Source organism: Ruegeria sp. H9 (assembly GCF_056532915.1).
In genome coordinates this window covers 21,217-43,278 of the sequence record NZ_JBQFNX010000007.1, presented here as the reverse complement: position 1 = coordinate 43,278, position 22,062 = coordinate 21,217, and the positions used below count along the sequence as shown (strand labels likewise).

Below are 22,062 nucleotides of genomic sequence, written 5' to 3'. Positions count from 1 at the left end.
CCATAGCGGGACGTGCGGTCGCAGTGGGGTGAAAATCCCTGCGCGCGCTCCCATCTGTTCAGGACAGAAAAAGGAGAGCGTCTGATGCAATGTCCGATTGATGGAACTCAGCTGGTAATCACCGAGCGGAGCGGGGTCGAGATTGATTATTGTCCGCAATGTCGTGGCGTGTGGCTGGACCGTGGAGAACTGGACAAAATCATCGATCGCTCTGCCGACCATACGCCGCCGCCACCGCCGCAGCGGGGTTTTGATGACCGATCTGATCACGGATACCGTAAAAAGAAGAAACGCGGCGGCTTTCTGGATGAGCTGTTTGACTTCTAAGACGTTGGCACCGTGATCTGAGAGGGTTTTATCGGTTGTTGTATAGTCACGGGTGAGATGGGTGCGAGCACCCATCCTACGCTTTCTGAACACTTTGAAATCCGAAATCATGGGCATGCCAGGCATGCACAGTTTCACCAATGCGATGAACGAGGATGGCACAGGCTTTGTGATCTCGGTTGTGGAAAGCGAGGAGACCTCGAACGCGAATGCGCCCAAAGTGGCCGAAATCTGGGGTCAGTTTGCGGAATATCTGGAAGGCCCGCCAACACCGGTTGGGTATGATGTGGTTGCCGTTTGGGATAAGGAGTGAAATGTGGGGCGGGTTTTCCCGCCCTTTCTTTTATGCAGGGTGTAGGATGGCGTTTCACCCATGGATGGTGACAAAAACAATGGGTTCAAGCAGCCATCCTAGCCTCGTTTTTGATCGAGGAGCAATTGGAGTAGATTTCAACTAAAGTACTTCTGTTCGCAAAAAAACGTTCGACCAACGGCATTTGTCGTGGTCAATACACAATCTAGTGGCTCCCAATTTGGTCTCTCCTCTAGTTCAATGTTCTCTCCGAGCATTGTCGAACCAGACATTAGACTTCTGACCCAGCCGAAGGCACTGCTGCAGGCTATGAATACGGCTGAAAACGCCGAGAAAGCGTCCTCTAAAGTTGGCTGGCAAGTAAGGTTATAAGCACTGTGTTTGGCTTTGTTGTAACGGTTGAACCAAGGTAGGCTTGCCGACGGCGAACTATCATCCCAATCCTTAAATGGACTCAAAACGATGCCAAACCTGGTAAAGCTCACAGAATGGTCTGCGAGACGCATCGGTTGCTTTAGTTTGACCAAATGCGTTGTATTTAGTTTTCTGGGCGAGTTTTCCCAGTTGGCTTTCAGAGCCGTTGCCAAGAGATTTTCTAACTGAATGCATGAACCTATAACGCTTCGTGAGATACGAGCGCCTGTAGTTTTCATATTGGCCTTTTCTGGAGAAACCGTTTGGCAAATTTCCAAAATATCGGAAAGTTGCATTTCCAGAAATACCACTAACTTTCTCTCTATTTCATCGGACTGCAAACTCGGGAACTTGTACATTGGAGCATTCGCCATCGAAAGCTGAAGAAGAGGTCGTGCGATATAGGGAAACGCGCAGTTCAGACCCAAGTTTGCCATAACGACTGAGGTCACCCTGTGGCCAATGTCTGTAACTCCGTTTTTGCAGATCACCTCATTCCAGTTTTTCAGTATCAGAGCCGGATCAGTAGTATTCAAGCTTCGCCTATCAAATTCGTCGCAGTATATACCAGTGTTCCAAGTAGCCTGAGATCTCGAGTAGACCTCTATCAAACCATGAGGGCCATCCTCGAATCCACACCGAACCCCATGCTCGCTCAATCCCCAAAAAATCGGCATCAGACTTTACCTCTTCCGCCGCTTCACATTTCCGCCCCTTTGCCCCGGCCTGCCAGCCGTTGACCTCCCGCGCGATTTCACGGCGTCTTCCGAGGCTTTCTCGACTGCCCATTGGCGGGCCATGGGATCGTCGGCGACGGCCAGATCGACCGCCTCCAGTCGTTTGATCTCATCCCGGATGTTGGCGGCCTCTTCGAATTCCAGGTTCTCGGCGGCTTTGCGCATCTGCTCGCGCAGGCCGTCCAGATGGGCCTCTAGGTTGGCGCCGTGCATCGGTTTGTCGATGGTGGCGGTGACTCGGTTCATGTCGACGTCGCCTTCGTAGAGACCGGCCAGAACGTCCTCGACGTTTTTCTTAACTGTCTCAGGTGTGATGCCGTGTTCCTCGTTATAGGCAAGCTGTTTGGCGCGGCGGCGGTTGGTTTCGCCCAGGGCGCGTTCCATCGAACCGGTGATCTTGTCGGCATACATGATCACCCGCCCATCGGCGTTGCGCGCGGCGCGGCCGATGGTCTGGATCAGTGAGGTTTCCGAGCGCAGGAAACCCTCTTTATCCGCGTCCAGAATGGCGACCAGCCCGCATTCTGGGATGTCGAGCCCTTCGCGCAGCAGATTGATCCCGACCAGCACGTCGAATGCCCCCAGCCGCAAGTCGCGCAGGATTTCGATGCGTTCCAGCGTGTCGATGTCCGAGTGCATGTAGCGCACTTTGATGCCCTGTTCGTGCAGGTATTCGGTCAGGTCCTCGGCCATGCGTTTGGTCAGCGTTGTCACCAGCGTGCGGAATCCGTTGGCGGCCACCTTGCGCACCTCGTCCAGCAGGTCGTCCACCTGCATCGACACCGGGCGGATTTCAACCTCTGGGTCCAGTAGACCCGTGGGGCGGATCACTTGTTCGGTGAAGACACCGCCGGTCTGTTCGATCTCCCACTTCGCCGGGGTGGCCGAGACAAAGACGGATTGCGGGCGCATGGCGTCCCATTCCTCGAACTTCAGCGGGCGATTGTCCATGCAGGATGGCAGGCGGAACCCGTGTTCCGCCAGCGTGAACTTGCGCCGATAGTCGCCACGGTACATGCCGCCGATCTGCGGGACGCTGACATGGGACTCGTCGGCGAAGACAATCGCGTTGTCCGGAATGAATTCGAACAGGGTTGGCGGCGGTTCGCCCGGCGCACGGCCCGTGAGGTAGCGTGAGTAGTTCTCGATCCCGTTACAAACGCCGGTGGCCTCGAGCATTTCCAGATCGAAGTTCGTACGCTGTTCCAGCCTTTGAGCTTCCAGCAGCTTGCCCTCGCCGACCAGCTGATCCAACCGGATGCGGAGTTCCTTTTTGATCCCAATGATCGCTTGATTCATCGTTGGCTTCGGCGTGACGTAGTGCGAATTCGCATAGACCCGCACCTGCTCCATCGTTGCCGCGCGTTCGCCGGTCAGCGGGTCGAACTCGGTGATGGTTTCCAGTTCCTCGCCGAAGAACGAGAATTTCCAAGCACGGTCCTCAAGGTGGGCCGGCCAGATTTCCAGGGAATCGCCACGCACCCGGAAGGACCCGCGCTGGAAAGCCTGATCGTTGCGGCGGTACTGTTGGGCAACCAGATCAGCCATCACCTGCCTCTGGTCATACTCATGACCCACCTTCAGATCCTGTGTCATCGCTCCATAGGTCTCGACCGAACCGATACCGTAGATGCACGAGACCGAGGCGACGATGATCACGTCATCGCGTTCCAGCAGCGCCCGCGTGGCCGAGTGGCGCATCCGGTCGATCTGTTCGTTGATCTGCGATTCTTTCTCGATGTACGTGTCCGACCGCGGCACATAGGCTTCTGGCTGGTAATAGTCGTAATAGGAAACGAAATACTCGACCGAGTTCTCTGGGAAGAAGCCCTTGAATTCCCCGTACAGCTGCGCTGCCAGCGTCTTATTTGGCGCCAGGATGATCGCAGGCCGCTGCGTTTCTTCAATCACCTTGGCCATGGTGAAGGTCTTGCCCGTCCCGGTCGCACCCAGCAGGACCTGATCTCGCTCACCATCATTCACACCGCCTGCCAGCTCTTTGATCGCCGTCGGCTGGTCGCCAGCCGGTGCGAACTCGGTGTGCATGACGAACTCCTTGCCGCCCTCCAGTTTCAGACGCGCGCGCACGTCGTCTGCGGTCAGTTGAGTCTTGTCGGAATGGGCATAAGGCATGGGCGGGCTCCGGGTCAGGCCCCTACATTTGTTCTTATTTTGTCCATCTGCAAGGGCTGATCTGGATTCATTTTCAGCTAAGCGGTCCGGGGTTGGGCGTCGGGGTGCGTTTGAACCTTCGCCGCCAAGGCCGACAGGTTCTCGGCCAGTACGCGACCCATCATCATCTTCAACAGGGTTTGTCCCATTAGCCAGCCCAACGGTCCATATTTCATACGAAAATCCATACTCCAGATAACACGGCTGCGCGTGTCGGACAGCGGTGTGATGGCAATCGCCGCCTGTGCTTCGCGCAGAGGCATCGCCATCTGCGACAACCGCACGGCGTAGCCGCGGTCAACCTGCCAATCCATCACCTCTTCGACCAATGATGTGCCGTTCGCGAAGTGACACCGGCGCTGTGACCCAACACCATCCGATCCGGCAGTCAAAGCATCAACCGATATCACCTGCGGGGCAAACTCATCGATATGCATAAAGCGGCGGAGGATGGCCCAAATCTCATTGGGTCGGGCGTTGATGTCGAGGTGGCGTTCTTGGTGAAGCATCCTGCTGTCCTTTTATGTCTGCGCGCTTTCTACCCCGAACTAATGACAATACCTGTCATTAGGCAGTCCATGCGACCCGCGACAATTGTCATCTTGTCCCGGCGCGCGCTCTGACGCATAAACGGCTTCAGCCAAGTGAGTACGGAGAGGCGACATGCGCGCACGGATTTACCAGCCTTCGCGAAACGCGATGACCTCGGGGATGGCCAAAACCCGCAAATGGGTTCTGGAATACGCCCCGGCTTCTGCGCGTGAGGTCGATCCGCTGATGGGCTGGACCTCGTCCAATGACACCCAAACGCAGGTGCGTCTGAAGTTCGATACCAAGGAAGAGGCGCTGGACTATGCCAAAGACAATGGTATCGACGCGCAGGTATGCGAGCCGCACAAGCGCAAGCCGAACCTGCGGGCGCGCGGCTATGGTGAGAATTTCGCCACTGACCGGCGCGCTCCCTGGACCCACTGACAAGGCCCAGTGAATGATCGACATCCGCCAAGCAGACCCCGGCGCCAAGGATCTGCGCCCGATCATTCAAGCGCATCTCGCCCATAGCTGGGACGCGACACCGCAAACCTCAAATCATACGCTGGACATTGATGCCCTGCGCGAGCCGGGCATTCGCTTTTGGGCTATTTATGAGGCGGGTAAGCCCTTGGGTTGTGGTGCGCTTAAGGCGCTGCCGGATGGCACTGCCGAAGTTAAATCGGTGCACGTGGTTACTGCTGCGCGCGGCCGAGGATTGGCGCGTGTGATCATGAACCATCTTGCCGATCTGGCCCGAGCCGAGGGCGTTTCCGCACTTGTCCTGGAAACTGGCGCAAATCATCTCTCGGAATATGACGCAGCACGCAAGCTATATGAAACATTGGGATATTCCTATTGCGGTCCGATCTACGGCTATGACGCCGATCCAAACAGCGCGTTTATGCGGTTGGACCTTACGTTCAGCCCAAAACGCTGAGGGAAAAGCTGAATGCACCCGCTTGGTGCAGTCTGACCGACCGCTTTGAATTCAGATATAAGGGCCGTACCCTTGCCCCGTTTCGAAAAACATCTGAAAAAATGGCGAGCCGTGGAGGACTCGAACCCCCGACCTGAGAATTAGAAGTTCCCTGCTCTAATCCAGCTGAGCTAACGGCCCGGTCTTGTTCCGTTTGTATCAGTCAATCCATTAGGATTGTCAACTTGATAGAGGGCAAGCTTGTTCTTTCAAAAAGGTTATTTCCATCAGGGTATTGGCCGAATCTGACAGACCTCTCGGCAAGAGACATCGAACCTACCTGCAGTTCAAACTTGCAGCCCAGCGCGCCCTGCGTCACGTTTGAAATCACAAATTGTGATTCCAAACGGATATGATGACGAACCCGGAAAACCTGCCCAGCCCTCAAGAGGTCCAAAACGCCATTCATCGGGTGCGCGGTGTACGCGTGGTTCTGGCAGAAGATCTGGCGCAGTTTTACGGGAAATCCGTCAGCGCCTTCAATCAGGCCGTCTCGCGCAATAAGGATCTGTTCGAAGGCTACCGCTTTCAGCTTTCCGACGCAGAGGTCGCGGATTTGCAATCACAGAATGTGATCTCAAAACCCGAAGGCCGCGGTGGCCGACGGGTCAATCCGTGGGTCTATACCGACTACGGCGTAGCTATTGCCTCGACTTTGTTTAAAGATCCGCGCGCGATCAGGATCACGCGGATGATCACCGAAGCCTTTGTTGACGGCACCAATGCGCTAGCGGAAACCCCGCGCAACCCGCCTGAGATTCTGCCACCGCAAAATGCCCCTACGCAGTTGCTTCCAAATGGGGATCAACTGCGTGATCTGGCCGAAAACATCCTTGATTCCGGACAGCAAAGCCTTGTGGACTACATCGCCAATCCCACCACCAAACGGCAGCAGGCGGTGGCAGTGATCATGAAGACCCTCGCGGAAACGGCGGGCGAAGAGGTTCGCACACAACATGACCGTCTGCGCCTGAGCATCGCCGAACGGCTGGCCAGCGGAGACTATGCCGACGATGATGACCGGAAAAAACTGCTTGAGCTGCTGCACGCCATGAAAGACTGACCGCCTTAAAGGCCCAGCTCTGCCCGCGCCTTTCTGGTCAGCTTAGCTACGACCAGATCGTATGAGATTACAATATGATCTCGCAGCGACGCGTCGCTCATGCCACGTTCATCGTAAACCTGCAGCCATTTCATACCTCGCGATGCCAGATAGGGCGCTGGGCGGATACCTGGCTCATCTCCGAGGACCTCAAGGGCAAGATCGGTGGCCTTGAAGGTAAACGCATCCTTTCCGTCGTTCCAACCACAGATGGCAAAGACTTTGCCGCCTACTTTCCAGACATCTGCGTTGCCCCACTGCACGACATGGCTGGTGGCTTTGAGGTCCGAGCAAAAGGCATTGAATTCATCACGAGTCATCGCGGCGACTGTGGCGCTCTGGTCAGGACAAGGCAAGACCCGCTTTGCGGGCGCAACTTTCTTTACCCAGCATTAACCTAGCTGCGCCAAATCATAGGTGATGTATAACTGTAATTCTCCCCTCTCGCCTGAGGTTTGGCTCAGTGATCTATTCGCCTCCAAGGCGGTGCAGCAAGGTGGCGTAATCCGTCGCAAGGCGCGCGATATAGAGCGATTTGCCGGGATGGAGCGTTTTATGGCCGAAATCAATCGTCGCGGTTATCAAGTGGCGGAAAACTCGGGCCAGATCGTAATCTTCTGCAACCGCGCACCCGTGCGTTGGCTCACCTGAGCCACGCAACGCTTTCTTGAAAAGAAAGCGCCCCGAAATCTTTTCAAGATTTCGCCCCCCACCGATTCAAGGCTTCAAAAACTTTGCCGTTCCGACAGTGCGCTGTTTCGGGGTCTGAAGATTCCGGGGATTGGCTTGGATATCTCCCGGCATCGCGACATTGCGTGGTTTCTGCAAGGCAAACGAGCCACAGGCGACACCATCGCCATCGGGATCATTGCGCTTATGATATCCGGGCCTCCCTTCGCGAAAAGGCCCGAAACCCAGCATCTCCACCGCATCACACCCAGCCAGCGCCACCAGATGGATCACCGCTTCATGACGTTCGTAGTCTGAAACGCGCAGGTAGACACCGATTGCGATCATTCCTGTGGTTAAGGGCAAGGCCAGCACCATCAGTAGAATACGCACCGGAGACAGAGCCTGCCTGCGCAACGCGTCTGCCCGCCGTTGCCGCCGTGTAAGACGAGGGTTCGGATCGGTGTCTTTCGTTTGTTTCCCGGTTGTCATGCCATAGGTCTTACACGCGGTATGTGGCAAAGCCATGGCCGCAATCGGGGTCGGCTTGGAAAAAGCTCGACCTTATCGCACCACATGCACGGCACATTTGGCGTGGCGCACCACATGGGTCGCTGTTGAACCCAACAACAGGTCCTGCATCCCCGGGCGGTGCGAAGCCAGGATGATCAGGTCAGGCTTATTAACTTCGGCCCAGTCCAGAATCGTTCGCCCGGAATGGCCTTCAACCACCAGCCCCTTCGCATTCGGGACGCGCGCCGCCAGAGCATCAAGCTCGGTCTGAATGGCCTTGCGGGCTTCGGACAGATACTCGGCAGGCATGTACGAGATCGCATAATCCGGAATGTGCTCTACCACATGCAGCAGCGTAACCGCAGCCTCGGGCGTCGACAGTAGTTCTGCCAGCTTCAACGCTGCCGAGCTGTCCCGTTCAGCATCAAAGGAAATGGGAACAAGAATGTTATGATACATGGCTCGCGCCTCCGTAGTTGTGCCGCTATACTGCGCGACCGGTGGTGGCCGTGCATTGACTCAGATCAGGTCTCACCGAATGTCTCGGCGACGTCGTACATCACGGGTTCAAAGCTCTTGCACAGCTCGTTAACCCTGCGATTCCGCTCTCGCATTTCCGGTGTGCGCAACATCGCCAGGAAATCCTCGCGGCGCTCCCATTGTGAATAATTGGCAATCCGCGTCTGGGCATCATTCACATGCAATCCGGCTGAAATGAAACCCGGCTGTTTCGAAATGAACTCGGCATAAGCATCGGTCAGCGCCTCAAGAAGGTCCTGGCAGGTTCCGGGGGTCATCTCGAAGGTGGTGATGACAGTCTGATAGCTGTTGGTTTTGGAAATCTGCGGCATAAGGCTCCTCCTTTATAGCTGACCCGAGCCTAGCACAGCTTTTGAAAACGCCACCCTTTTCCTGCACATAGACAATGTTTTTGGATCAAAAAATCTTTCTCGAAGATGAACAAGAAACTAACCATCCGTTAACCATGTCTGCCGATGCTGCCCCCATGGCTCGTCTGGTTCTCGTCATTCCGCTGCTTTTTATGGTGTGCACTCCGGCATGGTCCGGTGCGTGGCTCCGCGAGAAGGGGTCAAGCTTCACCGCGTTATCTGTGACCGCTTTCAAAGAGGAAGACGTCTACAAGTACAAAACCTCGCTTTATACCGAGTGGGGATTGCGGCCGAAACTCACGATCGGACTGGATGCCGAGGAGCATCAGGATTTGTATGGGCACGCGCTGGTCTTTGCACGCGTGCCGGTTGCAGACATGGGGTCAGCAGGGCGTCTGGCGGCCGAGTTCGGCGTTGGCGCGCACCATCGCCAGTACAGTAGTTGGGCAATGTACAAAGCAACACTTTCATACGGCAAAAGCATTCAAACCGGATTGGGAGGCGGATGGATCAATGTCGACGCAGCGCTCGAAAACCGCACCCATGAGGCAGTGATCCGCAAATTGGATTTCACGGCCGGTCTGTCCTCGGGTCGACGGTTTGACCCGCTCCTGCAGATCGAAACTTCTTATGTTTCGGACCGACCATGGTACTGGAGGGTGCGACCTTCGCTGATGTATCGCCCAAAGACGGGCAGACTCACCTGGATTCTGGGTGCCGAGCGCAATTCGGCTGATGATAACATCGGGATCAAATTTGGATTGTGGCGCAGCTATTAAAGATGGGCCGCCTACATTCAGGCGGCCCACCGCATCAATCAGGTATCAATCCGCAGAATGGTCGAAACCGCACCACGCAAGCCTTCGGACCAGCGCAGGCGGATATCGCTCTGGCCCGATCCCTGTCGCAACTCGACATATGGCGCGGTATAGCGCACCGCATTCAACGATGTCCTGAGGCTTCCCAGGGCAACAACCGCATCACACCCGCGCGCCCTGCCCCCGAACGGCAATTGGCCCTGCGAACTGACGGTCCAGGCTGATGACGGTGAGCTTTGCGTGTGCTGCAGCCGCAATGGATTGGCGCAAGGCGTATCGATGCCGTGAAACGTATTGTTCTCGAAACACACCCTCTTGTGCCTTTCCGGGTCGAGATCGGCAAAACTGGTATCGACCCGGTCCACTCGGTCGATCCGCACGTTGTTGACACGGAACTTGTTGCCGGTGACGGTCAGCCCGTTCAAGAAATGCCCTGTGCCATGGGGGCGGATCACCAGATAGCTGAACCAGGGGGCAACATCGCTGGCATAAAAGATGTTATCCGTGATGCTCAGCGCGCTGAACGAGAAGCTGGTGAAGTAATCCGGGTTGGCATCGTGCTCGTTGGTCCATTCGATAAAACAGTTATCGACATAGTTCTCGGCGATGGACGAACTGTTATAGCCGCCGATGATCACCAACCCAGCGTTGCGCACCCCGTTCGCGACGTTGTCGCCCTGGAAGAAGTGGTTGCCCAGCACCAGATTGTTGTCGCCACTTAGCACCGCGAAATGATGGAACCGCGTGGCCCGGTTGTGGCGCAGCTTGACGTCGTTGGCATTGGCGTTCAGCGCGATTGAGCTTCGGTCCGGCACGTCCAGACTTTCCTCGGTCGACAGGAACTGACAGCCGTCGATCAGCATCCCCTGACATCCACGCCCGATCGAGGTGACGCCGCGATCTTTGGGGCGGCTGATGAAACAGTCCTTCAACACAAAGGTGTTCCCGCCCGGAGACAGCCGGATCGCGCTGCACCGACCGTTACACTGGAACTCGATCCCTTCCATGTTGAACTTCTGCAGCGCACTGAAACCGCTGAAATCCAGCAGGTACTTGAACGATGTGAAGGTGAAGGTCTGCGTCCCCGCAGCATCATAGGTCGGCGCGCTCAGCGTGATCTCACCCGTGCTTTCGTTTTTCGACCGCACATAAACCTCGCGCCCAACACCACTGCCGGTGACCAGCGAGCCCACAGGGATATTGGCCACATTGGCCACATTGGTCAGCGTATCGGGATCAGACGGGCTGTAAGTCGCGATCGAAGTGAAGGTTTCGGTATCCCAGGCCGAGCTGCTTTTGACGTCAAACTGCCCGTTACGCACCACGCGACGGGTGGCATAGCCTGTCCGGTTCGGCACTGCCGCCGCCATATCGATGGGTTCGGTCACCGCAATCTTGCGCCCGCCCAGATCCAGCGAATCATGGTCCGAGCTGTTCAGCAAAGCCTGAAACGCTTTTTTAAACGCCAGCATTTCATCACCAAAGGCGGTGATATAGGTGGGCAGATCGAAATTCTTGGTCAGCAGCAACATCTTGTCGACCGGCATCGTGACGGTGCCGTCAAATGCGACCTCGGACGCCATGTTAGTGTTCTCTTCCAGCCGGAACTCACCTTGCGGAATATAAACCTTGCGCCCGTTCGCTGCCTGATCCGCCGCCTCAAACGCTGCCGAGTCATCGGTGACCCCGTCACCCACAGCGCCGAAATCGCGCACGTCGACCAGACCAATCAAATCGCGCAGGAAGACCGAGGTCACATCAGTGATCTCGATATCATCCACCCGCACCACCGCACCGTTGGTGCCTTCGATATCCAATCCAAAATGGCCATAAAGCACCGCATTGCCCCAGGGCATGTCCACGCCGGGCCGCAGGCCTGTGCCCACGATGGCCGTCACCTCATGCACAGTGCCATAGCCGGTCAGCTGCACCGCCGGACCCTGCTCGGCCAATCCGTCCACGTGCGCATCTCCGGCTCCTCCGGCCCAGCCGGCAATCCGCACCTCGGGAAGCGGCCCGCTGATCGCCTTCACCCGCGCCTTGATCTGCAGATAGCAGCCCGGCAACAAAGGTGTTTGCCCCATATAGCGCAGCCGCTGCGGTTCTGCCGTCTTATAAATCTCCAGACAGCCTGCGAAATCCGCATCCGCCGGAACGAACACCCCCGTGCCCGACCCCTCATAGGTCGGAGAGCCCGGCGTGCCGTCGCCACTGGACCAGACCCCAAGACCAGCCGCATAGGCGGGCGGCATGAACACGATGCCGTCGGTGATTGCCTTGTTCATGTAAAATCCCTTTCCCAATCGCGCCAAGCACGCGCGCCAAAACCCGATCACGTCCGGGCCCTGAGCCCAAACGCATGGGTCTGAGTATCGAAAAGGAATTAAGCGCGGCTCTTACCACCGTGACGGTGGTGTTGCCTCAGGCCGCCGGGTCAGAATTGCCCAGCAACTGTACACCGTTGATCTTCCAGCCGTTTTCCCGCTGGATCATCTGGTAGTCCAGCAGATGCACCCGTCCGTCACCATCAGTGATCATGACCTTCTGCCACAGGGCTCCGCCAATCTCGCGCAGCTCCAGAAACCTCACATCCGCAGGCCGCCAGACCATAGGATAGCCGCGGCGCACCATGATCCCGAAATTCTCGGGATCGCCGAACAGCCGCTGGATATTGGGGCTGGCAAAGGTGAAGGCGGTGGCAAAGTCATCCGCCTTGAACGCCTGAATCTGCGCCGAGATATTGGCCTCAATCTCGTCACTCTGAGCAAAAGCTCCGGATGCCAGTCCGGCACTCAGGGATACAGCAAGCAATAGTCGACGCATGGGGCCACCTCCTGATGCAAAGGTAGCCCCACACGGGATCAGGTCAAATCAGACCAATTCTCCGGCCAGCGCCTTGTCGATCAGAGCAATCGTCTCTGGCACGCCATAAAGCGCGATGAACCCACCGAACCGAGGCCCCTGCGATGCCCCCAGCAGCACCTCATAAAGCGCCGTGAACCAGCCGCGCAGCGGGTCAAAGCGATCGCGACCAACCGCATAGACCACCGATTGCAACGCCTCGTCTTCCACTGGCCCATCATAGGCCTCCAACGCCGCCTTCAACGCCTCCAGCGCCTCGCGCTCTTGCTCTGTCGGCGCGCGATGCTTGCGCGTCGGTTTGACGAAATCATTGAAGTAACGCACCGCAAAGCCCGCCGCCTCATCCAGATCAGGATGTGTCTCGGCGGTCGCCGCAGGCGCATACCGGCGAATGAAGCCCCACAGCGCCTCTTTATCCTCAGCCCCCGAGACCGACGCCAGATTCAACAACATCGCAAACGGCACCATAAGCGTGGATTCAGGCACATTCCCACCGTGGATATGCCACACCGGATTGTTCAGCTGCGCCTTCAGGTCCTGCCCCTGATAGGCCCGCAACTGTTGATGATATTCATCATACGCCTTCGGGATCACATCGAAATGCATCCGCTTCGCGGTCTTGGGCTTTTGATACATGAAATAGGCCAGCGACTCGGTGGGCGCATAGGTCAGCCATTCATCGATCGAAACACCATTGCCCGACGACTTCGAAATCTTCTGGCCGTTCTCATCGAGGAACAGTTCATACGAGAAATGCTCAGGCGCACGACCTCCCAAAGCCCGGCAGATCGCGTCATAGATCTTTTCGTTGGTGGCATGTTCCTTGCCATACATCTCGAAATCAACACCCAAAGCGGCCCAGCGCGCGCCAAAATCAGGCTTCCACTGCAGCTTCACATTGCCGCCAGTCACGGGCAGCGTCCATTCCTTGCCATCCTCGTCATCGAAGGTGACAGTGTAGGTATCGGCACAAACTTTCTTCATCGGCACATACAGAACCCGCCCGGTCTCGGGATGGATCGGCAGGAAGATCGAATAGGTCTGCTGACGTTCTTCCCGCAGGCTTTTCAGCATGATGGCCATCACGTCGTCATACTTCTCAACGGCGCGCTTCAGAATCTCGTCGAACTGGCCCGAGCGGTAAAACTCGCGCGCCGAATAGAACTCATACTCGAACCCGAAAGTATCGAGGAACCGGCGCAGCATGGCATTGTTATGTTCACCAAAGCTGTCATGCGTGCCAAACGGATCGGGCACCGAGGTCAGCGGACATTGCAGATAATCCTGCAGCGCCTCGGGGTTCGGCACATTGCTGGGAACTTTCCGCATCCCATCCAGATCGTCAGAGAAACAGATCAGCTTGGTCGGGATATCCGACAGCGCCTCAAACGCGCGCTTGACCATCGTGGTCCGCGCCACCTCACCAAAGGTCCCGATATGCGGCAGACCCGAGGGGCCATAACCCGTCTCAAACAGCACATATCCCTTCTCCGGAGCGCCCTGCTTATACCGTTTGAGCAACCGCCGCGCCTCTTCAAACGGCCACGCCTTGGACGTCATCGCGGTTTCACGCAGGTCAGACATTTGGATACTCCATCGGGAAACGTGCCAGACACCCCATGCGCCCGGACCGGCCCCTGTTATTGTGCAGGTGCAGTATGAGTCAATAAAGGGTGGTGATTTTCATGCCTCTATGCGCATGAACGGCGTGCAATCCATATCTGGTCTTGGTTACAAGTGTCCGCAGCACGGGGCATTGCGGCATTCTGAAGAACGTAGTCTGTTGATCGCTCTCGCGGATTTGCAAGCAAGGCAAAAAAGATTAAATCGACATAAGCCATTTCCTGAAAATTCTCACGGTGACCCGTTCCTGATCGCCGGGGCGGCAGACGAAGTAGAGCCCCCGATCCAATGGAACCCGGCTTTCATCGAGGCGGATCAAGCGACCAAGTTCCAAATCCCTCTCCGCCAAGAGATGTCTTGCCAACGCTACACCTTGCCCGTCAATCGCAGCCTCCAACAGAACCGCGCTGTCCACGTACTTGATGCTCTGCGAATTGATCCGGTCAGCGCCCAGCCCGACCTGCGCAGCCCAGCTTTCCCACCCGACGTTGTAGGCATCATGCAAGAGTGGAAGATCAGCCACATTCTCGGCGGGCATCGGCAGTCGGGCTTTACCAACAAGGGATGGCGCTGCTACAACAATCAGGTCCTCTTGTCTTATCTGCTCATGATAGAGCCCGTCCCAACCGGGTTCCCCGAACCGCAGGGCGACATCGACCTCAGACGCATCAAAATCCGCAAATCGATCATTTGTGTCCAGCAGCAACGCGATACCCGGATGTTCTTGCTGAAATGAACTGAGCAACGGGACAAGCCATTTAAGCGCCAGCGATGTTGACAACGACACCGTAATCGACTGGCGGTGATGCAGCCGCTTCACCTCCATCACGCCCAGTTGCAACGCCGAAAATGCCCCGCGCGTCGATTGATGCAGAAGCTCCCCGGCACTGGTCAGTTCAACCCCATTTGGGCGGCGATGAAAAAGCGTTACGCCAAGATGCAGTTCCAGCAGCTTAATTTGCCGACTGATCGCCCCGTGGGTGACGTTCAGAACATCTGCTGCCTTGGACAGGCTGGAGTGGGTTGCGGTTTCATCAAAGGCCTGAAGGGCACGTAGATGTCTAAGGTTCTCCGGCATGTGAGAAAACCTAACAGCATTGTCCCAAAAACTCGATAGGTCTGCTTTGTTCCCGGCAGTTACACTGACCACAGATCAATAAACCTCACACACTGTGCGCCCAAAGAAAGGACACACCATGCCCGATACCAAAGTTGCTTTGATGACAGGTACAGGACAGGGAATTGGCCGGGGTTGCGCCATTGAAATGGCGAAAGCCGGCTATAAGGTTTCGCTTATGTCTCCTTCCAACCGCTCGGTTGAATTGGCGGAGGAACTTGAGGGCATTGGCCGTCGCGGCTCTGTATTAGATGTCGATGATTTGCAAGCGATGGTCGACGACACCATGAGCAAATATGGACGGATTGATGCAATCGTCAGTAATATGGGTCACGGTGGAACGGTGCCTGAAGCCATCAAAACCGTCGGTTTCGATCCTGACTTTGACGGACCGCTATTGGAACTCAGCGACGAGTTATGGCACGAAAGTCTGGACATGTATGTGCTAAATGTCGTCAAGATCGCCCGTATCGTCACGCCCATTCTGATCGAACAAGGCGGCGGTGCATTCGTAAATATCTCATCCATGAACACAATCGAGCCACGTGCGCCCTATCCCATGAGCATGCTGCGTGGAGCATTGCATAGTTTCTCAAAGCTTTACGGGGACCGATATGCACGGCACAACATTCGCATGAACAACCTGCTGCCGGGGTTCTGCGAAAACGTGAACCTGTCCGAACAGGCACGCCGGGAAATCCCCGCTCAGCGGCCCGCAACGTTCGAAGAAATTGGGCAGGCTTGCGTGTTTCTCGCCAGCGATGCAGCCCGGTATATCAACGGTCAGAGTATACTGTCCGACGGCGGGATGAACAGGGCAGTGCGATAGCAAAGAGGCGGTGAAGCGTGATTTTCGCGGCCCTCGATGAAATCCTTGACACAGATCGGGAGGCAACAGGTGATGCCCCCCGAGGTTTGATTTCTACTGCGACATCCCACCTTCGGTCGATATCTGCTCTTCGACATGGCCCTGGTTGGTTATGTCCGACCCCCGCGGAGGATAGTCCTTGAAGGTAGACAGGTGGTTTTGGACGATTTTGGCAGCAGGGCCAAAGGCCCACATTTTGTTGCCCATCCAACGGGTATACATCCCCGATTCCTCAGCTGCCTTTTCATAGGGATCGCGGCGCAGGTTGAACAGCAGGGGCGCGTTCAGTTCCTCTTTTGGACCTGCCCATCCTTCGGTTTGTATCGTGAAATGTGCTTTCCAATCACCATGGCGTACAGCTTGCAGGTCCGGACCTTCGTAGTAGATAATCTCGTCCCGGTTGCTCTCACCCTCGCCAGTCAGGAAAGGCAGTTGGTTGTAACCATCCAGATGCACCTGATAGCCCTCATAGCCCTTCAGTAGTGATCCAGGCAGATCGTCAGGTCCTCCGGCGGCGGCGACGAGGGTAGGCATCCAATCAAGACCGGCAAAAATACCGTTGCTTACGGTCCCGGCGGAAACTCTTCCGGGCCAGCGAATGATAGCAGGAACGCGGAAGCCGCCTTCCCATGTCGTACCTTTTTCGCCTCGGAACGGTGTTGTACCACCATCAGGCCAAGTCATGGTTTCGGGGCCGTTATCCGAGGTGAAGACTACAATAGTGTTGTCCGAGATGCCAAGTTCGTCCAGACGGGCCATGACCTTGCCCACGTTGTCGTCAAGCTCTTTCATTACTACATCCTGCAAACCGCGCCCGTCGCCCAGCATTGCCTCGTATTCGGGGCTCAGATGTGTCCAGACATGCGCTCGGGCCGGGGCCATCCAGACAAAGAAGGGCGTGTCGCTATCGACCGCGCGGTTGATGAAGTCCAGAGTATGGGCCGTCACCTCATCGTCGAGCGTTTTTTGCCGTTCGGGCGGAGCTGGGCCATCGTCTATTATACGCTGCTTTCCAACCAGCCCCCAGCGTGGATCTACGGTTTCATCAATTGTATCAGTGGCATAGGCGTGGATGATGTTCCGTGGGCCAAATGTGTCGTTGAATTTCTGATCTTTGGGCCAATCGGGGTCAGAGGTGTATTCCATCGCATTCAGGTGGTAGAGCCAGCCCCAATATTCATCGAAACCTTTCACAGTTGGCAGAAACTTGTTCATATCGCCCAAGTGATTTTTGCCGAATTGCCCGGTGGTGTAGCCTAGAGATTTAAGGATGTTGGCCAGAGTAGGGTCTTTTTCATTCAGACCTTTTTCCGGATCTCCGGGCAGCCCGACTGTGTGCATCCCCGTCCGAACTGGCAATTGTCCGGTGATAAAGGCAGATCGCCCTGCGGTGCAGCTTGGCTGTGCATAGTAGTCCGTAAGGCGCATACCATCCGCAGCAAGCTGGTCAAGGTTGGGGGTTTTGATACTTTTCACACCCTGATGATAGCTGCCCAGACTGGCCCAGCCGACATCGTCGGCCATGATGACAAGGATATTGGGCTGGTCGGTTTCGGCCAAAACTGGCAGGGCACAGACCGAAGCTGTAGCCAGCGTGGCGGAAACCACAATAGATCGAAAAATGAACATTTTTACCTCTGCGAACGTAGAAGACGATACCGGTGAAGGGAATATCGAAAGTCCGATCAGGGATAGCGGTCGAAACTTTCGCGTCGCAACAGAGCTTTACCGGAATTTCATATTGTGAAATCTAAAGAGCAAAACCTGAAATGTGTTTGACGGCATGATGAACGAAAACTCTTTGACCGCTTTTCTTACATTGGCTGAAATCGGCAGTTTCCAAAATGCTGCCCGTGCGATGGGTGTGTCCAACGCATCATTGTCCCGCTATGTCGGGCAGGCCGAGGACTATACGGGGCTTGTTTTGTTTCATCGAAGCCGAAACAACAGCACTCTGACACGCGCAGGGCAGGAGTTCTTGCCAATCGCCCAGGCGCTGCGCGAAGACCTGAACCAGTATGCAACGCGCGTGGCCGCTTTGCGCGAAACCGGGCCGGGCACTTTGCTGATCGGTTGCGGGCCTCTGACCACGAGAACCCTGATCCTGCCCGCCCTGCGATCAGTGCGGCAAGTGACGCCTGATCTTCGTTTCCGAATTCTGGTAAGCGCCTACGCACGACCGCTTGATTTGTTGCAGGCGGGAAAGTTCGACATGTTCCTCGGTGACCTGACCTACACACCCGAAGCTGACAACGTCGAGATTATGGTGATGGAGAAACAACAAATCCAGTTTGTGGCACATCGCGACCATAAGATTCATCAGCGTGGCCCGCAAACGATGGCAGGCATATTCGATTTTCCCTTTGCATCTCCGCATCTCCACAAACACTGGAAAGCCGCTTTGACAAAAGCACTTGGTGGCGGTGCTGAAGCCGTCGAAAAGGTGAATGCACAGCCGCATATCGAATGCGACGACTACAACCTCCTGACCGGATTGTTGGCAGAACCGGACTACATCGTGGGAGGGATGGCGGACACATTTGCGGATCTGATCCATGCAAAGACGGTGAAACCCGTGTCTATGGCACAGAACCTTACGTGGAACATCTGCGCAGCGCGTAAGTCACAGAACACTTCGGATGCTGTAGAATTATTCTGGAGTGAGCTTGCTAAATATCGGGCATGACCGGCGGTGCAAGGCATAGAAAAACGCCCAACTGAAACGCATCTTAGCTAGTGCCTGGTCGTTTCCGTATGGCCAATTAACTTGGCGAAGTTCTGCATTGGAATGCTGGCGGTGAAAGTCCGAAACGCTTGGTTCGCGACGCGCAGCACATGCAAAGAATAGAAGCCTGGTCGACGGCAGGTGTAAGCTCTCAACGGACGTTTACATCGCAGCCGAAATCACCCACCCTCATCGATCGCATTCATTGCACCCCAAAACTACCAGTTGAACCTCCTTGCACCCGCTCCTATCGTGCGGCAACAAACGTTTCATTCAGGACGACACCATGACCGAGCAAACCCCACATCCGATGTCCCCGCAGGATTGCCTTGTGGCGATCATGGTGGCGATTTCCGCTTCGGACGAGAACATCCGAACCGCAGAGCTGGTCAAGATTGAAGGCGCGGTCAACATGCTGCCGGTGTTTGCAGGCTACGACATCGACCGAACCCGCCGCGTCTCGCAGATCGTGTTTGATTTGTTTGAGCAGGTTGACGGGCTGGATGCCCTGTTCGGACTGATCCGTGACAACCTGCCCGAACGCCTGAACGAAACCGCCTACGCGCTGGCCTGTGATGTCGCCGCCGCTGACGGCACTCTGGCCGAAACCGAACTGCGTCTGCTGGAAGAAATCCGGTACGAGCTCAGCATCGACCGCCTGCACGCTGCCGCTATCGAACGCGGGGCACGGGCGCGGCATACAACCTAGCTACCGTAGAGCGCACCCCAACGCTCAATCAGATTGCGTTGCAATTTGCGGGACCGTCGGTTCCAGGCCCGCGCGCCGTCCGGGCGCTCGCGCGATGCACGCGGGATCGTGGCACGGTGCGCGGTATCGGCGGTGAAGATCGCAAACGCCAGATCCACCCCATCTGCCGTTGTCATATAACCGCCAAGACCCGAGACGAAGTTCAACGTCCCCGTCTTTGCGTCGACCTTGATCGGATGATCCTTGACCGGCTGCCCATTTTTGTCGGCCAGCGTGAAGGACCGAAGCAACGGCCGCAGCTCCTCTGATTGCCCCGCCGCCACCAGCGTATTGACCAGACTGAAGGGGGCCATACGTGAGGAACCGCTAAGTCCGGAATGATCGACCATCGCGATCCCATCTGAGCCAAAACGCTCTGCCGCCCACAGGTTCATTTCTGCGGCCGAGTCCTCAAGGCTCTGCGGCGCAACCCCGCGCGCCTTGGTGGCCGCCAAACCCACCATTTCGGCGGTTATATTGGTCGAATATCTCAGCATCCCCTTCAGGATGCTTTCCAACGGATCGCTCTGATGCACCACCAGTTCGGTCCCTTGCGGTGCTTGCCGCGTCACCTGCACCCGGCCCAGCACGATCCCATTCACGCGTGCCAGCGTGCGGAACACATCTCCGGCATAAAGCGCAGGCTTGCGTACCGGCAGCCAGCGTGCCCCGCCATTGCCTAGCGCGCCTTTGGCCACGGTCCAGCGATCCTGCCGCGCGCTTGGCTGATAGGTGTAGATCGGCAGGCTGCGGTTCTCGACCCGCATTGATGCCATATCCACCGACGGCCTGTAACTTGCGCTGCGCGCATCCATGGTCACGTCATAGCCGGTGCCCTCGCGTTTCCACTCGAAATGCACACGGTTGAAATTCAGGGAAATCCCGCTGATCGACGGGCTATAGCCCAGATGATCCGGCTGCCCCGGATCAATGCTGAAGACGTAGGGCAGCGCACCATCATAGACCTTGAACGCGCCCTTCACCTCGGTGATCCCGGCCTTGCGCAGATTGGCTGCCATTGTGGCCAGCGCGTCTGTATCCAGCAGCGGATCACCGCCACCCGCAAGGATCAGGTCGCCTTTCAGAATGCCATTCTCGACCGGTCCATCCGCGATCAAGCGCGTTTCGAACCGATACTCCGGACCCAGCACATCCAGCGCATAAAGCGCGGTCAGCGCCTTGGCGACGCTGGCTGGTGGTAGGCTTTGGCCCTCGCCGAACACCTCCAGCGGCGTTCCGGATTCCACGTCGGCCACGGCAAAAACAACCTCGCCCCTCAGCCCCGCCGCCTTAACCAGCCGCTCAGCCCCGCTGGGTTGCGGGCCACGCAGCACAGGGCGCAGAGACACCAAAGGCGCCTCGGCCAGACCTGTGCCCGGAACCAGAGACGCCCCTAATCCACCCAGAAACAAACGACGCGAAATTCGATCGACCATGGGTCTATTAGAATCCCAGAGCTTAAATGCAGACAATCACTTGATTAAGATTATGCGCCAAGTGGAGTCATTCGGGCAACACCCCATCGCTCCAATTCCCGCGATTGCGCAACTCGGTCGAACTGACGTCAACCATCGGCACGTTCACAAAACACCACGCCGGAGCCTCCGCCCGCCCCAGCAAATGCCGCGCCTGCCCATCGATACGGTACTTGGCATAAAGCCGAGCCGCCGGAGACATCCGAGCAGAAATCCGGTCCCCAGGCCGCGCCACAACGCCCACAGGCACGCTGTCCATGATCTGTCGCCAGTCTTTCCAGCGGTGAAACTGCGCCAGATTGTCGGCCCCCATCAGCCATACAAACCGAACCTGCGGATAAAGCCGCCGCAGCGCCGCCAGTGTATCCGCCGTCGCCCGCGTCCCCGTCAGCGCCTCAATATCCGTCACATCAACGCGCGGATGCTGCATCACGTCCCGCGCCGCCGCAACCCGCCGCTCCAAAGGCGCAGGCCCCCGCTCCTTCAACGGATTGCCCGGCGACACCAGCCACCACACCCGATCCAGCCCAAACGCCTTCATCGCCTCACGCGTCACATGCACATGGCCTTGATGCGGAGGATCAAATGACCCTCCGAACAACCCCACGACCTGCCCGGGCCCCGCATATGGAATGGTACTGCGTTCCATCCTCTGCTGATGTTCAGAACTGAGAGGTGTTGTCAATCAATCGGCTGCACCACATCGCCAAGCCTGACTTGCCCCGGTTGCACTACTTCGGCACACCATCCCCCATGCCCCCGCACAGCAGAATAGCCGCCTTTGCCCAACGCCTCCTCCATCCGACTGCACGGAGCGCATATCACGGTAAAGCGCAAAACGGCCTCCCCGACCTGCACCTCCCGCCCCTTTAGCGCCGCCAGATTGATCCCCGAAACCACCAGATTGCGCCGCAGGATCTCAGGCTTAACCGATCCTTGCCCCAGATAAGAGCCAATCGCCGCCAGATGTTCCTGCTGGATCAAAGTCACCGCCCGCTTGCCCGCCCGGCTGCGGTCGCCGTCGAGCCCATCGGCTGAGACCCAAACCTCGTTGCGCCCATCCAATTCCGCTCTGCGGCCAGGACGTACACCGATCCATGTCACCCGGCCCGGTTGCGCCCAACCGGCAATCAGTTCCGCAAGTTCTGCCAAAACCCCACCACTCCTTGTCGTGTTGGT

General features: G+C 56.8%; 25 protein-coding genes and 1 tRNA gene. 10 read left to right on the top strand and 16 right to left on the bottom strand.

Annotated elements, in window-relative coordinates; genetic code table 11:
• Positions 1-84 precede the first annotated feature (84 nt).
• A complete protein-coding gene (locus ACR0CZ_RS19710; RefSeq protein ID WP_170395975.1) occupies positions 85-327 on the top strand; it encodes a zf-TFIIB domain-containing protein in 243 nt (80 codons plus the stop codon).
• A 61-nt stretch (positions 328-388) separates the two neighbouring features.
• Complete coding sequence (locus tag ACR0CZ_RS19705; RefSeq protein ID WP_480503975.1) at positions 389-640, top strand: hypothetical protein; 252 nt, start codon at positions 389-391, stop codon at positions 638-640.
• A gap of 137 nt (positions 641-777) precedes the next feature.
• Here ACR0CZ_RS19705 and ACR0CZ_RS19700 read toward each other — a convergent pair whose 3' ends face one another.
• From ACR0CZ_RS19700 to ACR0CZ_RS19690, 3 genes are all read right to left on the bottom strand, one after another.
• A complete protein-coding gene (locus ACR0CZ_RS19700; RefSeq protein WP_170395971.1) occupies positions 778-1,491 on the bottom strand; it encodes a hypothetical protein in 714 nt (237 codons plus the stop codon).
• Positions 1,492-1,737: 246 nt separating this feature from the next.
• Positions 1,738-3,924, bottom strand: a complete 2,187-nt coding sequence (gene uvrB / locus ACR0CZ_RS19695; RefSeq protein WP_170395969.1) for an excinuclease ABC subunit UvrB — start codon at positions 3,922-3,924, stop codon at positions 1,738-1,740.
• 77 nt (positions 3,925-4,001) lie between these two features.
• On the bottom strand, positions 4,002-4,472 hold the full coding sequence (locus ACR0CZ_RS19690) for an SRPBCC family protein (protein ID WP_170395967.1): 471 nt from the start codon (positions 4,470-4,472) through the stop codon (positions 4,002-4,004).
• Positions 4,473-4,626: 154 nt separating this feature from the next.
• On the opposite strand from ACR0CZ_RS19690, the gene ACR0CZ_RS19685 reads away from it, so the two are divergent.
• Both ACR0CZ_RS19685 and ACR0CZ_RS19680 read left to right on the top strand, forming a co-directional pair.
• The gene (locus ACR0CZ_RS19685; RefSeq protein ID WP_170395965.1) at positions 4,627-4,938 is read left to right on the top strand and encodes an ETC complex I subunit; all 312 of its coding nucleotides are present in this window, start codon (positions 4,627-4,629) and stop codon (positions 4,936-4,938) included.
• A gap of 13 nt (positions 4,939-4,951) precedes the next feature.
• Positions 4,952-5,434, top strand: a complete 483-nt coding sequence (locus ACR0CZ_RS19680) for a GNAT family N-acetyltransferase (protein WP_170395963.1) — start codon at positions 4,952-4,954, stop codon at positions 5,432-5,434.
• 102 nt (positions 5,435-5,536) lie between these two features.
• On the opposite strand, the gene ACR0CZ_RS19675 is transcribed toward ACR0CZ_RS19680, so the two are convergent.
• Positions 5,537-5,614: transfer RNA gene (locus ACR0CZ_RS19675), tRNA-Arg, on the bottom strand.
• Between the two features lie 211 nt (positions 5,615-5,825).
• Between ACR0CZ_RS19675 and ACR0CZ_RS19670 the strand changes: the two genes are divergently transcribed.
• Positions 5,826-6,536, top strand: coding sequence for an ORF6N domain-containing protein (locus ACR0CZ_RS19670; RefSeq protein WP_480503970.1), 711 nt, complete (start codon positions 5,826-5,828; stop codon positions 6,534-6,536).
• Positions 6,537-6,541: 5 nt separating this feature from the next.
• Here ACR0CZ_RS19670 and ACR0CZ_RS19665 read toward each other — a convergent pair whose 3' ends face one another.
• Positions 6,542-6,895, bottom strand: a complete 354-nt coding sequence (locus ACR0CZ_RS19665; RefSeq protein ID WP_170395961.1) for an MmcQ/YjbR family DNA-binding protein — start codon at positions 6,893-6,895, stop codon at positions 6,542-6,544.
• 100 nt (positions 6,896-6,995) lie between these two features.
• Between ACR0CZ_RS19665 and ACR0CZ_RS19660 the strand changes: the two genes are divergently transcribed.
• On the top strand, positions 6,996-7,226 hold the full coding sequence (locus ACR0CZ_RS19660; RefSeq protein WP_170396104.1) for an aspartate aminotransferase: 231 nt from the start codon (positions 6,996-6,998) through the stop codon (positions 7,224-7,226).
• Positions 7,227-7,292: 66 nt separating this feature from the next.
• Here the strand turns inward: ACR0CZ_RS19660 and ACR0CZ_RS19655 are convergent, their stop codons facing one another.
• The 3 genes from ACR0CZ_RS19655 to ACR0CZ_RS19645 all read right to left on the bottom strand — a co-directional run bounded on the left by ACR0CZ_RS19655 (position 7,293) and on the right by ACR0CZ_RS19645 (position 8,608).
• Entirely contained in the window at positions 7,293-7,772 is a 480-nt protein-coding gene (locus ACR0CZ_RS19655; RefSeq protein WP_480537247.1) for an excalibur calcium-binding domain-containing protein, read from the bottom strand.
• A gap of 36 nt (positions 7,773-7,808) precedes the next feature.
• Positions 7,809-8,216, bottom strand: coding sequence for a universal stress protein (locus ACR0CZ_RS19650; RefSeq protein ID WP_170395959.1), 408 nt, complete (start codon positions 8,214-8,216; stop codon positions 7,809-7,811).
• Positions 8,217-8,281: 65 nt separating this feature from the next.
• Positions 8,282-8,608 carry an antibiotic biosynthesis monooxygenase family protein gene (locus ACR0CZ_RS19645; RefSeq protein ID WP_170395957.1) on the bottom strand — a complete coding sequence of 109 codons (327 nt, stop codon included), beginning with the start codon at positions 8,606-8,608 and terminating at the stop codon, positions 8,282-8,284.
• Positions 8,609-8,682: 74 nt separating this feature from the next.
• Here ACR0CZ_RS19645 and ACR0CZ_RS19640 point away from each other — a divergent pair, with 74 nt between their 5' ends.
• Positions 8,683-9,426: a hypothetical protein gene (locus tag ACR0CZ_RS19640; RefSeq protein ID WP_480537246.1), complete on the top strand. Its 744-nt coding sequence runs from the start codon at positions 8,683-8,685 to the stop codon at positions 9,424-9,426.
• A 38-nt stretch (positions 9,427-9,464) separates the two neighbouring features.
• Here ACR0CZ_RS19640 and ACR0CZ_RS19635 read toward each other — a convergent pair whose 3' ends face one another.
• The 4 genes from ACR0CZ_RS19635 to ACR0CZ_RS19620 all read right to left on the bottom strand — a co-directional run bounded on the left by ACR0CZ_RS19635 (position 9,465) and on the right by ACR0CZ_RS19620 (position 15,028).
• Positions 9,465-11,750 carry a glycosyl hydrolase family 28-related protein gene (locus ACR0CZ_RS19635; protein WP_480537245.1) on the bottom strand — a complete coding sequence of 762 codons (2,286 nt, stop codon included), beginning with the start codon at positions 11,748-11,750 and terminating at the stop codon, positions 9,465-9,467.
• A 136-nt stretch (positions 11,751-11,886) separates the two neighbouring features.
• Entirely contained in the window at positions 11,887-12,288 is a 402-nt protein-coding gene (locus ACR0CZ_RS19630) for a DUF4864 domain-containing protein (RefSeq protein ID WP_170395953.1), read from the bottom strand.
• Positions 12,289-12,336: 48 nt separating this feature from the next.
• Positions 12,337-13,911, bottom strand: a complete 1,575-nt coding sequence (locus tag ACR0CZ_RS19625) for a lysine--tRNA ligase (protein ID WP_170395951.1) — start codon at positions 13,909-13,911, stop codon at positions 12,337-12,339.
• A gap of 238 nt (positions 13,912-14,149) precedes the next feature.
• On the bottom strand, positions 14,150-15,028 hold the full coding sequence (locus tag ACR0CZ_RS19620) for a LysR substrate-binding domain-containing protein (protein WP_170395949.1): 879 nt from the start codon (positions 15,026-15,028) through the stop codon (positions 14,150-14,152).
• A 118-nt stretch (positions 15,029-15,146) separates the two neighbouring features.
• Here ACR0CZ_RS19620 and ACR0CZ_RS19615 point away from each other — a divergent pair, with 118 nt between their 5' ends.
• The gene (locus tag ACR0CZ_RS19615; protein ID WP_170395947.1) at positions 15,147-15,896 is read left to right on the top strand and encodes an SDR family oxidoreductase; all 750 of its coding nucleotides are present in this window, start codon (positions 15,147-15,149) and stop codon (positions 15,894-15,896) included.
• A 93-nt stretch (positions 15,897-15,989) separates the two neighbouring features.
• Here the strand turns inward: ACR0CZ_RS19615 and ACR0CZ_RS19610 are convergent, their stop codons facing one another.
• Positions 15,990-17,564 (bottom strand): arylsulfatase, encoded by a 1,575-nt coding sequence (locus ACR0CZ_RS19610; protein WP_170395945.1) that lies wholly within the window; start codon positions 17,562-17,564, stop codon positions 15,990-15,992.
• A 157-nt stretch (positions 17,565-17,721) separates the two neighbouring features.
• On the opposite strand from ACR0CZ_RS19610, the gene ACR0CZ_RS19605 reads away from it, so the two are divergent.
• Positions 17,722-18,621 carry a LysR family transcriptional regulator gene (locus ACR0CZ_RS19605; RefSeq protein ID WP_170395943.1) on the top strand — a complete coding sequence of 300 codons (900 nt, stop codon included), beginning with the start codon at positions 17,722-17,724 and terminating at the stop codon, positions 18,619-18,621.
• Positions 18,622-18,946: 325 nt separating this feature from the next.
• A complete protein-coding gene (locus ACR0CZ_RS19600) occupies positions 18,947-19,369 on the top strand; it encodes a tellurite resistance TerB family protein (RefSeq protein WP_170395941.1) in 423 nt (140 codons plus the stop codon).
• Here ACR0CZ_RS19600 and dacB read toward each other — a convergent pair.
• The 3 genes from dacB to ACR0CZ_RS19585 form a co-directional block, all read right to left on the bottom strand.
• Positions 19,366-20,844: a D-alanyl-D-alanine carboxypeptidase/D-alanyl-D-alanine endopeptidase gene (gene dacB / locus ACR0CZ_RS19595; protein ID WP_170395939.1), complete on the bottom strand. Its 1,479-nt coding sequence runs from the start codon at positions 20,842-20,844 to the stop codon at positions 19,366-19,368. The genes ACR0CZ_RS19600 and dacB overlap by 4 nt on opposite strands.
• Positions 20,845-20,911: 67 nt before the next feature.
• Positions 20,912-21,532 carry a nicotinate-nucleotide adenylyltransferase gene (locus ACR0CZ_RS19590; RefSeq protein WP_223117575.1) on the bottom strand — a complete coding sequence of 207 codons (621 nt, stop codon included), beginning with the start codon at positions 21,530-21,532 and terminating at the stop codon, positions 20,912-20,914.
• Positions 21,533-21,564: 32 nt separating this feature from the next.
• Entirely contained in the window at positions 21,565-22,035 is a 471-nt protein-coding gene (locus tag ACR0CZ_RS19585; RefSeq protein WP_170395935.1) for an MOSC domain-containing protein, read from the bottom strand.
• Positions 22,036-22,062: the final 27 nt, after the last annotated feature.

Excerpts from the sequence above, each read along its gene's own strand:
- ACR0CZ_RS19665 (WP_170395961.1), bottom strand. The coding sequence starts at position 6,895 with ATGACTCGTGATGAATTCAATGCCTTTTGCTCGGACCTCAAAGCCACC.
- ACR0CZ_RS19630 (WP_170395953.1), bottom strand. The coding sequence starts at position 12,288 with ATGCGTCGACTATTGCTTGCTGTATCCCTGAGTGCCGGACTGGCATCC.
- ACR0CZ_RS19650 (WP_170395959.1), bottom strand. The coding sequence starts at position 8,216 with ATGTATCATAACATTCTTGTTCCCATTTCCTTTGATGCTGAACGGGAC.
- ACR0CZ_RS19685 (WP_170395965.1), top strand. The coding sequence starts at position 4,627 with ATGCGCGCACGGATTTACCAGCCTTCGCGAAACGCGATGACCTCGGGG.
- ACR0CZ_RS19605 (WP_170395943.1), top strand. The coding sequence starts at position 17,722 with ATGAACGAAAACTCTTTGACCGCTTTTCTTACATTGGCTGAAATCGGC.
- ACR0CZ_RS19590 (WP_223117575.1), bottom strand. The coding sequence starts at position 21,532 with ATGGAACGCAGTACCATTCCATATGCGGGGCCCGGGCAGGTCGTGGGG.
- uvrB (WP_170395969.1), bottom strand. The coding sequence starts at position 3,924 with ATGCCTTATGCCCATTCCGACAAGACTCAACTGACCGCAGACGACGTG.
- ACR0CZ_RS19700 (WP_170395971.1), bottom strand. The coding sequence starts at position 1,491 with ATGGCAAACTTGGGTCTGAACTGCGCGTTTCCCTATATCGCACGACCT.
- ACR0CZ_RS19690 (WP_170395967.1), bottom strand. The coding sequence starts at position 4,472 with ATGCTTCACCAAGAACGCCACCTCGACATCAACGCCCGACCCAATGAG.
- ACR0CZ_RS19620 (WP_170395949.1), bottom strand. The coding sequence starts at position 15,028 with ATGCCGGAGAACCTTAGACATCTACGTGCCCTTCAGGCCTTTGATGAA.
- ACR0CZ_RS19615 (WP_170395947.1), top strand. The coding sequence starts at position 15,147 with ATGCCCGATACCAAAGTTGCTTTGATGACAGGTACAGGACAGGGAATT.
- dacB (WP_170395939.1), bottom strand. The coding sequence starts at position 20,844 with ATGGTCGATCGAATTTCGCGTCGTTTGTTTCTGGGTGGATTAGGGGCG.
- ACR0CZ_RS19680 (WP_170395963.1), top strand. The coding sequence starts at position 4,952 with ATGATCGACATCCGCCAAGCAGACCCCGGCGCCAAGGATCTGCGCCCG.
- ACR0CZ_RS19710 (WP_170395975.1), top strand. The coding sequence starts at position 85 with ATGCAATGTCCGATTGATGGAACTCAGCTGGTAATCACCGAGCGGAGC.
- ACR0CZ_RS19635 (WP_480537245.1), bottom strand. The coding sequence starts at position 11,750 with ATGAACAAGGCAATCACCGACGGCATCGTGTTCATGCCGCCCGCCTAT.
- ACR0CZ_RS19610 (WP_170395945.1), bottom strand. The coding sequence starts at position 17,564 with ATGTTCATTTTTCGATCTATTGTGGTTTCCGCCACGCTGGCTACAGCT.
- ACR0CZ_RS19660 (WP_170396104.1), top strand. The coding sequence starts at position 6,996 with ATGTATAACTGTAATTCTCCCCTCTCGCCTGAGGTTTGGCTCAGTGAT.
- ACR0CZ_RS19600 (WP_170395941.1), top strand. The coding sequence starts at position 18,947 with ATGACCGAGCAAACCCCACATCCGATGTCCCCGCAGGATTGCCTTGTG.
- ACR0CZ_RS19645 (WP_170395957.1), bottom strand. The coding sequence starts at position 8,608 with ATGCCGCAGATTTCCAAAACCAACAGCTATCAGACTGTCATCACCACC.
- ACR0CZ_RS19625 (WP_170395951.1), bottom strand. The coding sequence starts at position 13,911 with ATGTCTGACCTGCGTGAAACCGCGATGACGTCCAAGGCGTGGCCGTTT.
- ACR0CZ_RS19670 (WP_480503970.1), top strand. The coding sequence starts at position 5,826 with ATGATGACGAACCCGGAAAACCTGCCCAGCCCTCAAGAGGTCCAAAAC.
- ACR0CZ_RS19655 (WP_480537247.1), bottom strand. The coding sequence starts at position 7,772 with ATGGCTTTGCCACATACCGCGTGTAAGACCTATGGCATGACAACCGGG.
- ACR0CZ_RS19640 (WP_480537246.1), top strand. The coding sequence starts at position 8,683 with ATGTTTTTGGATCAAAAAATCTTTCTCGAAGATGAACAAGAAACTAAC.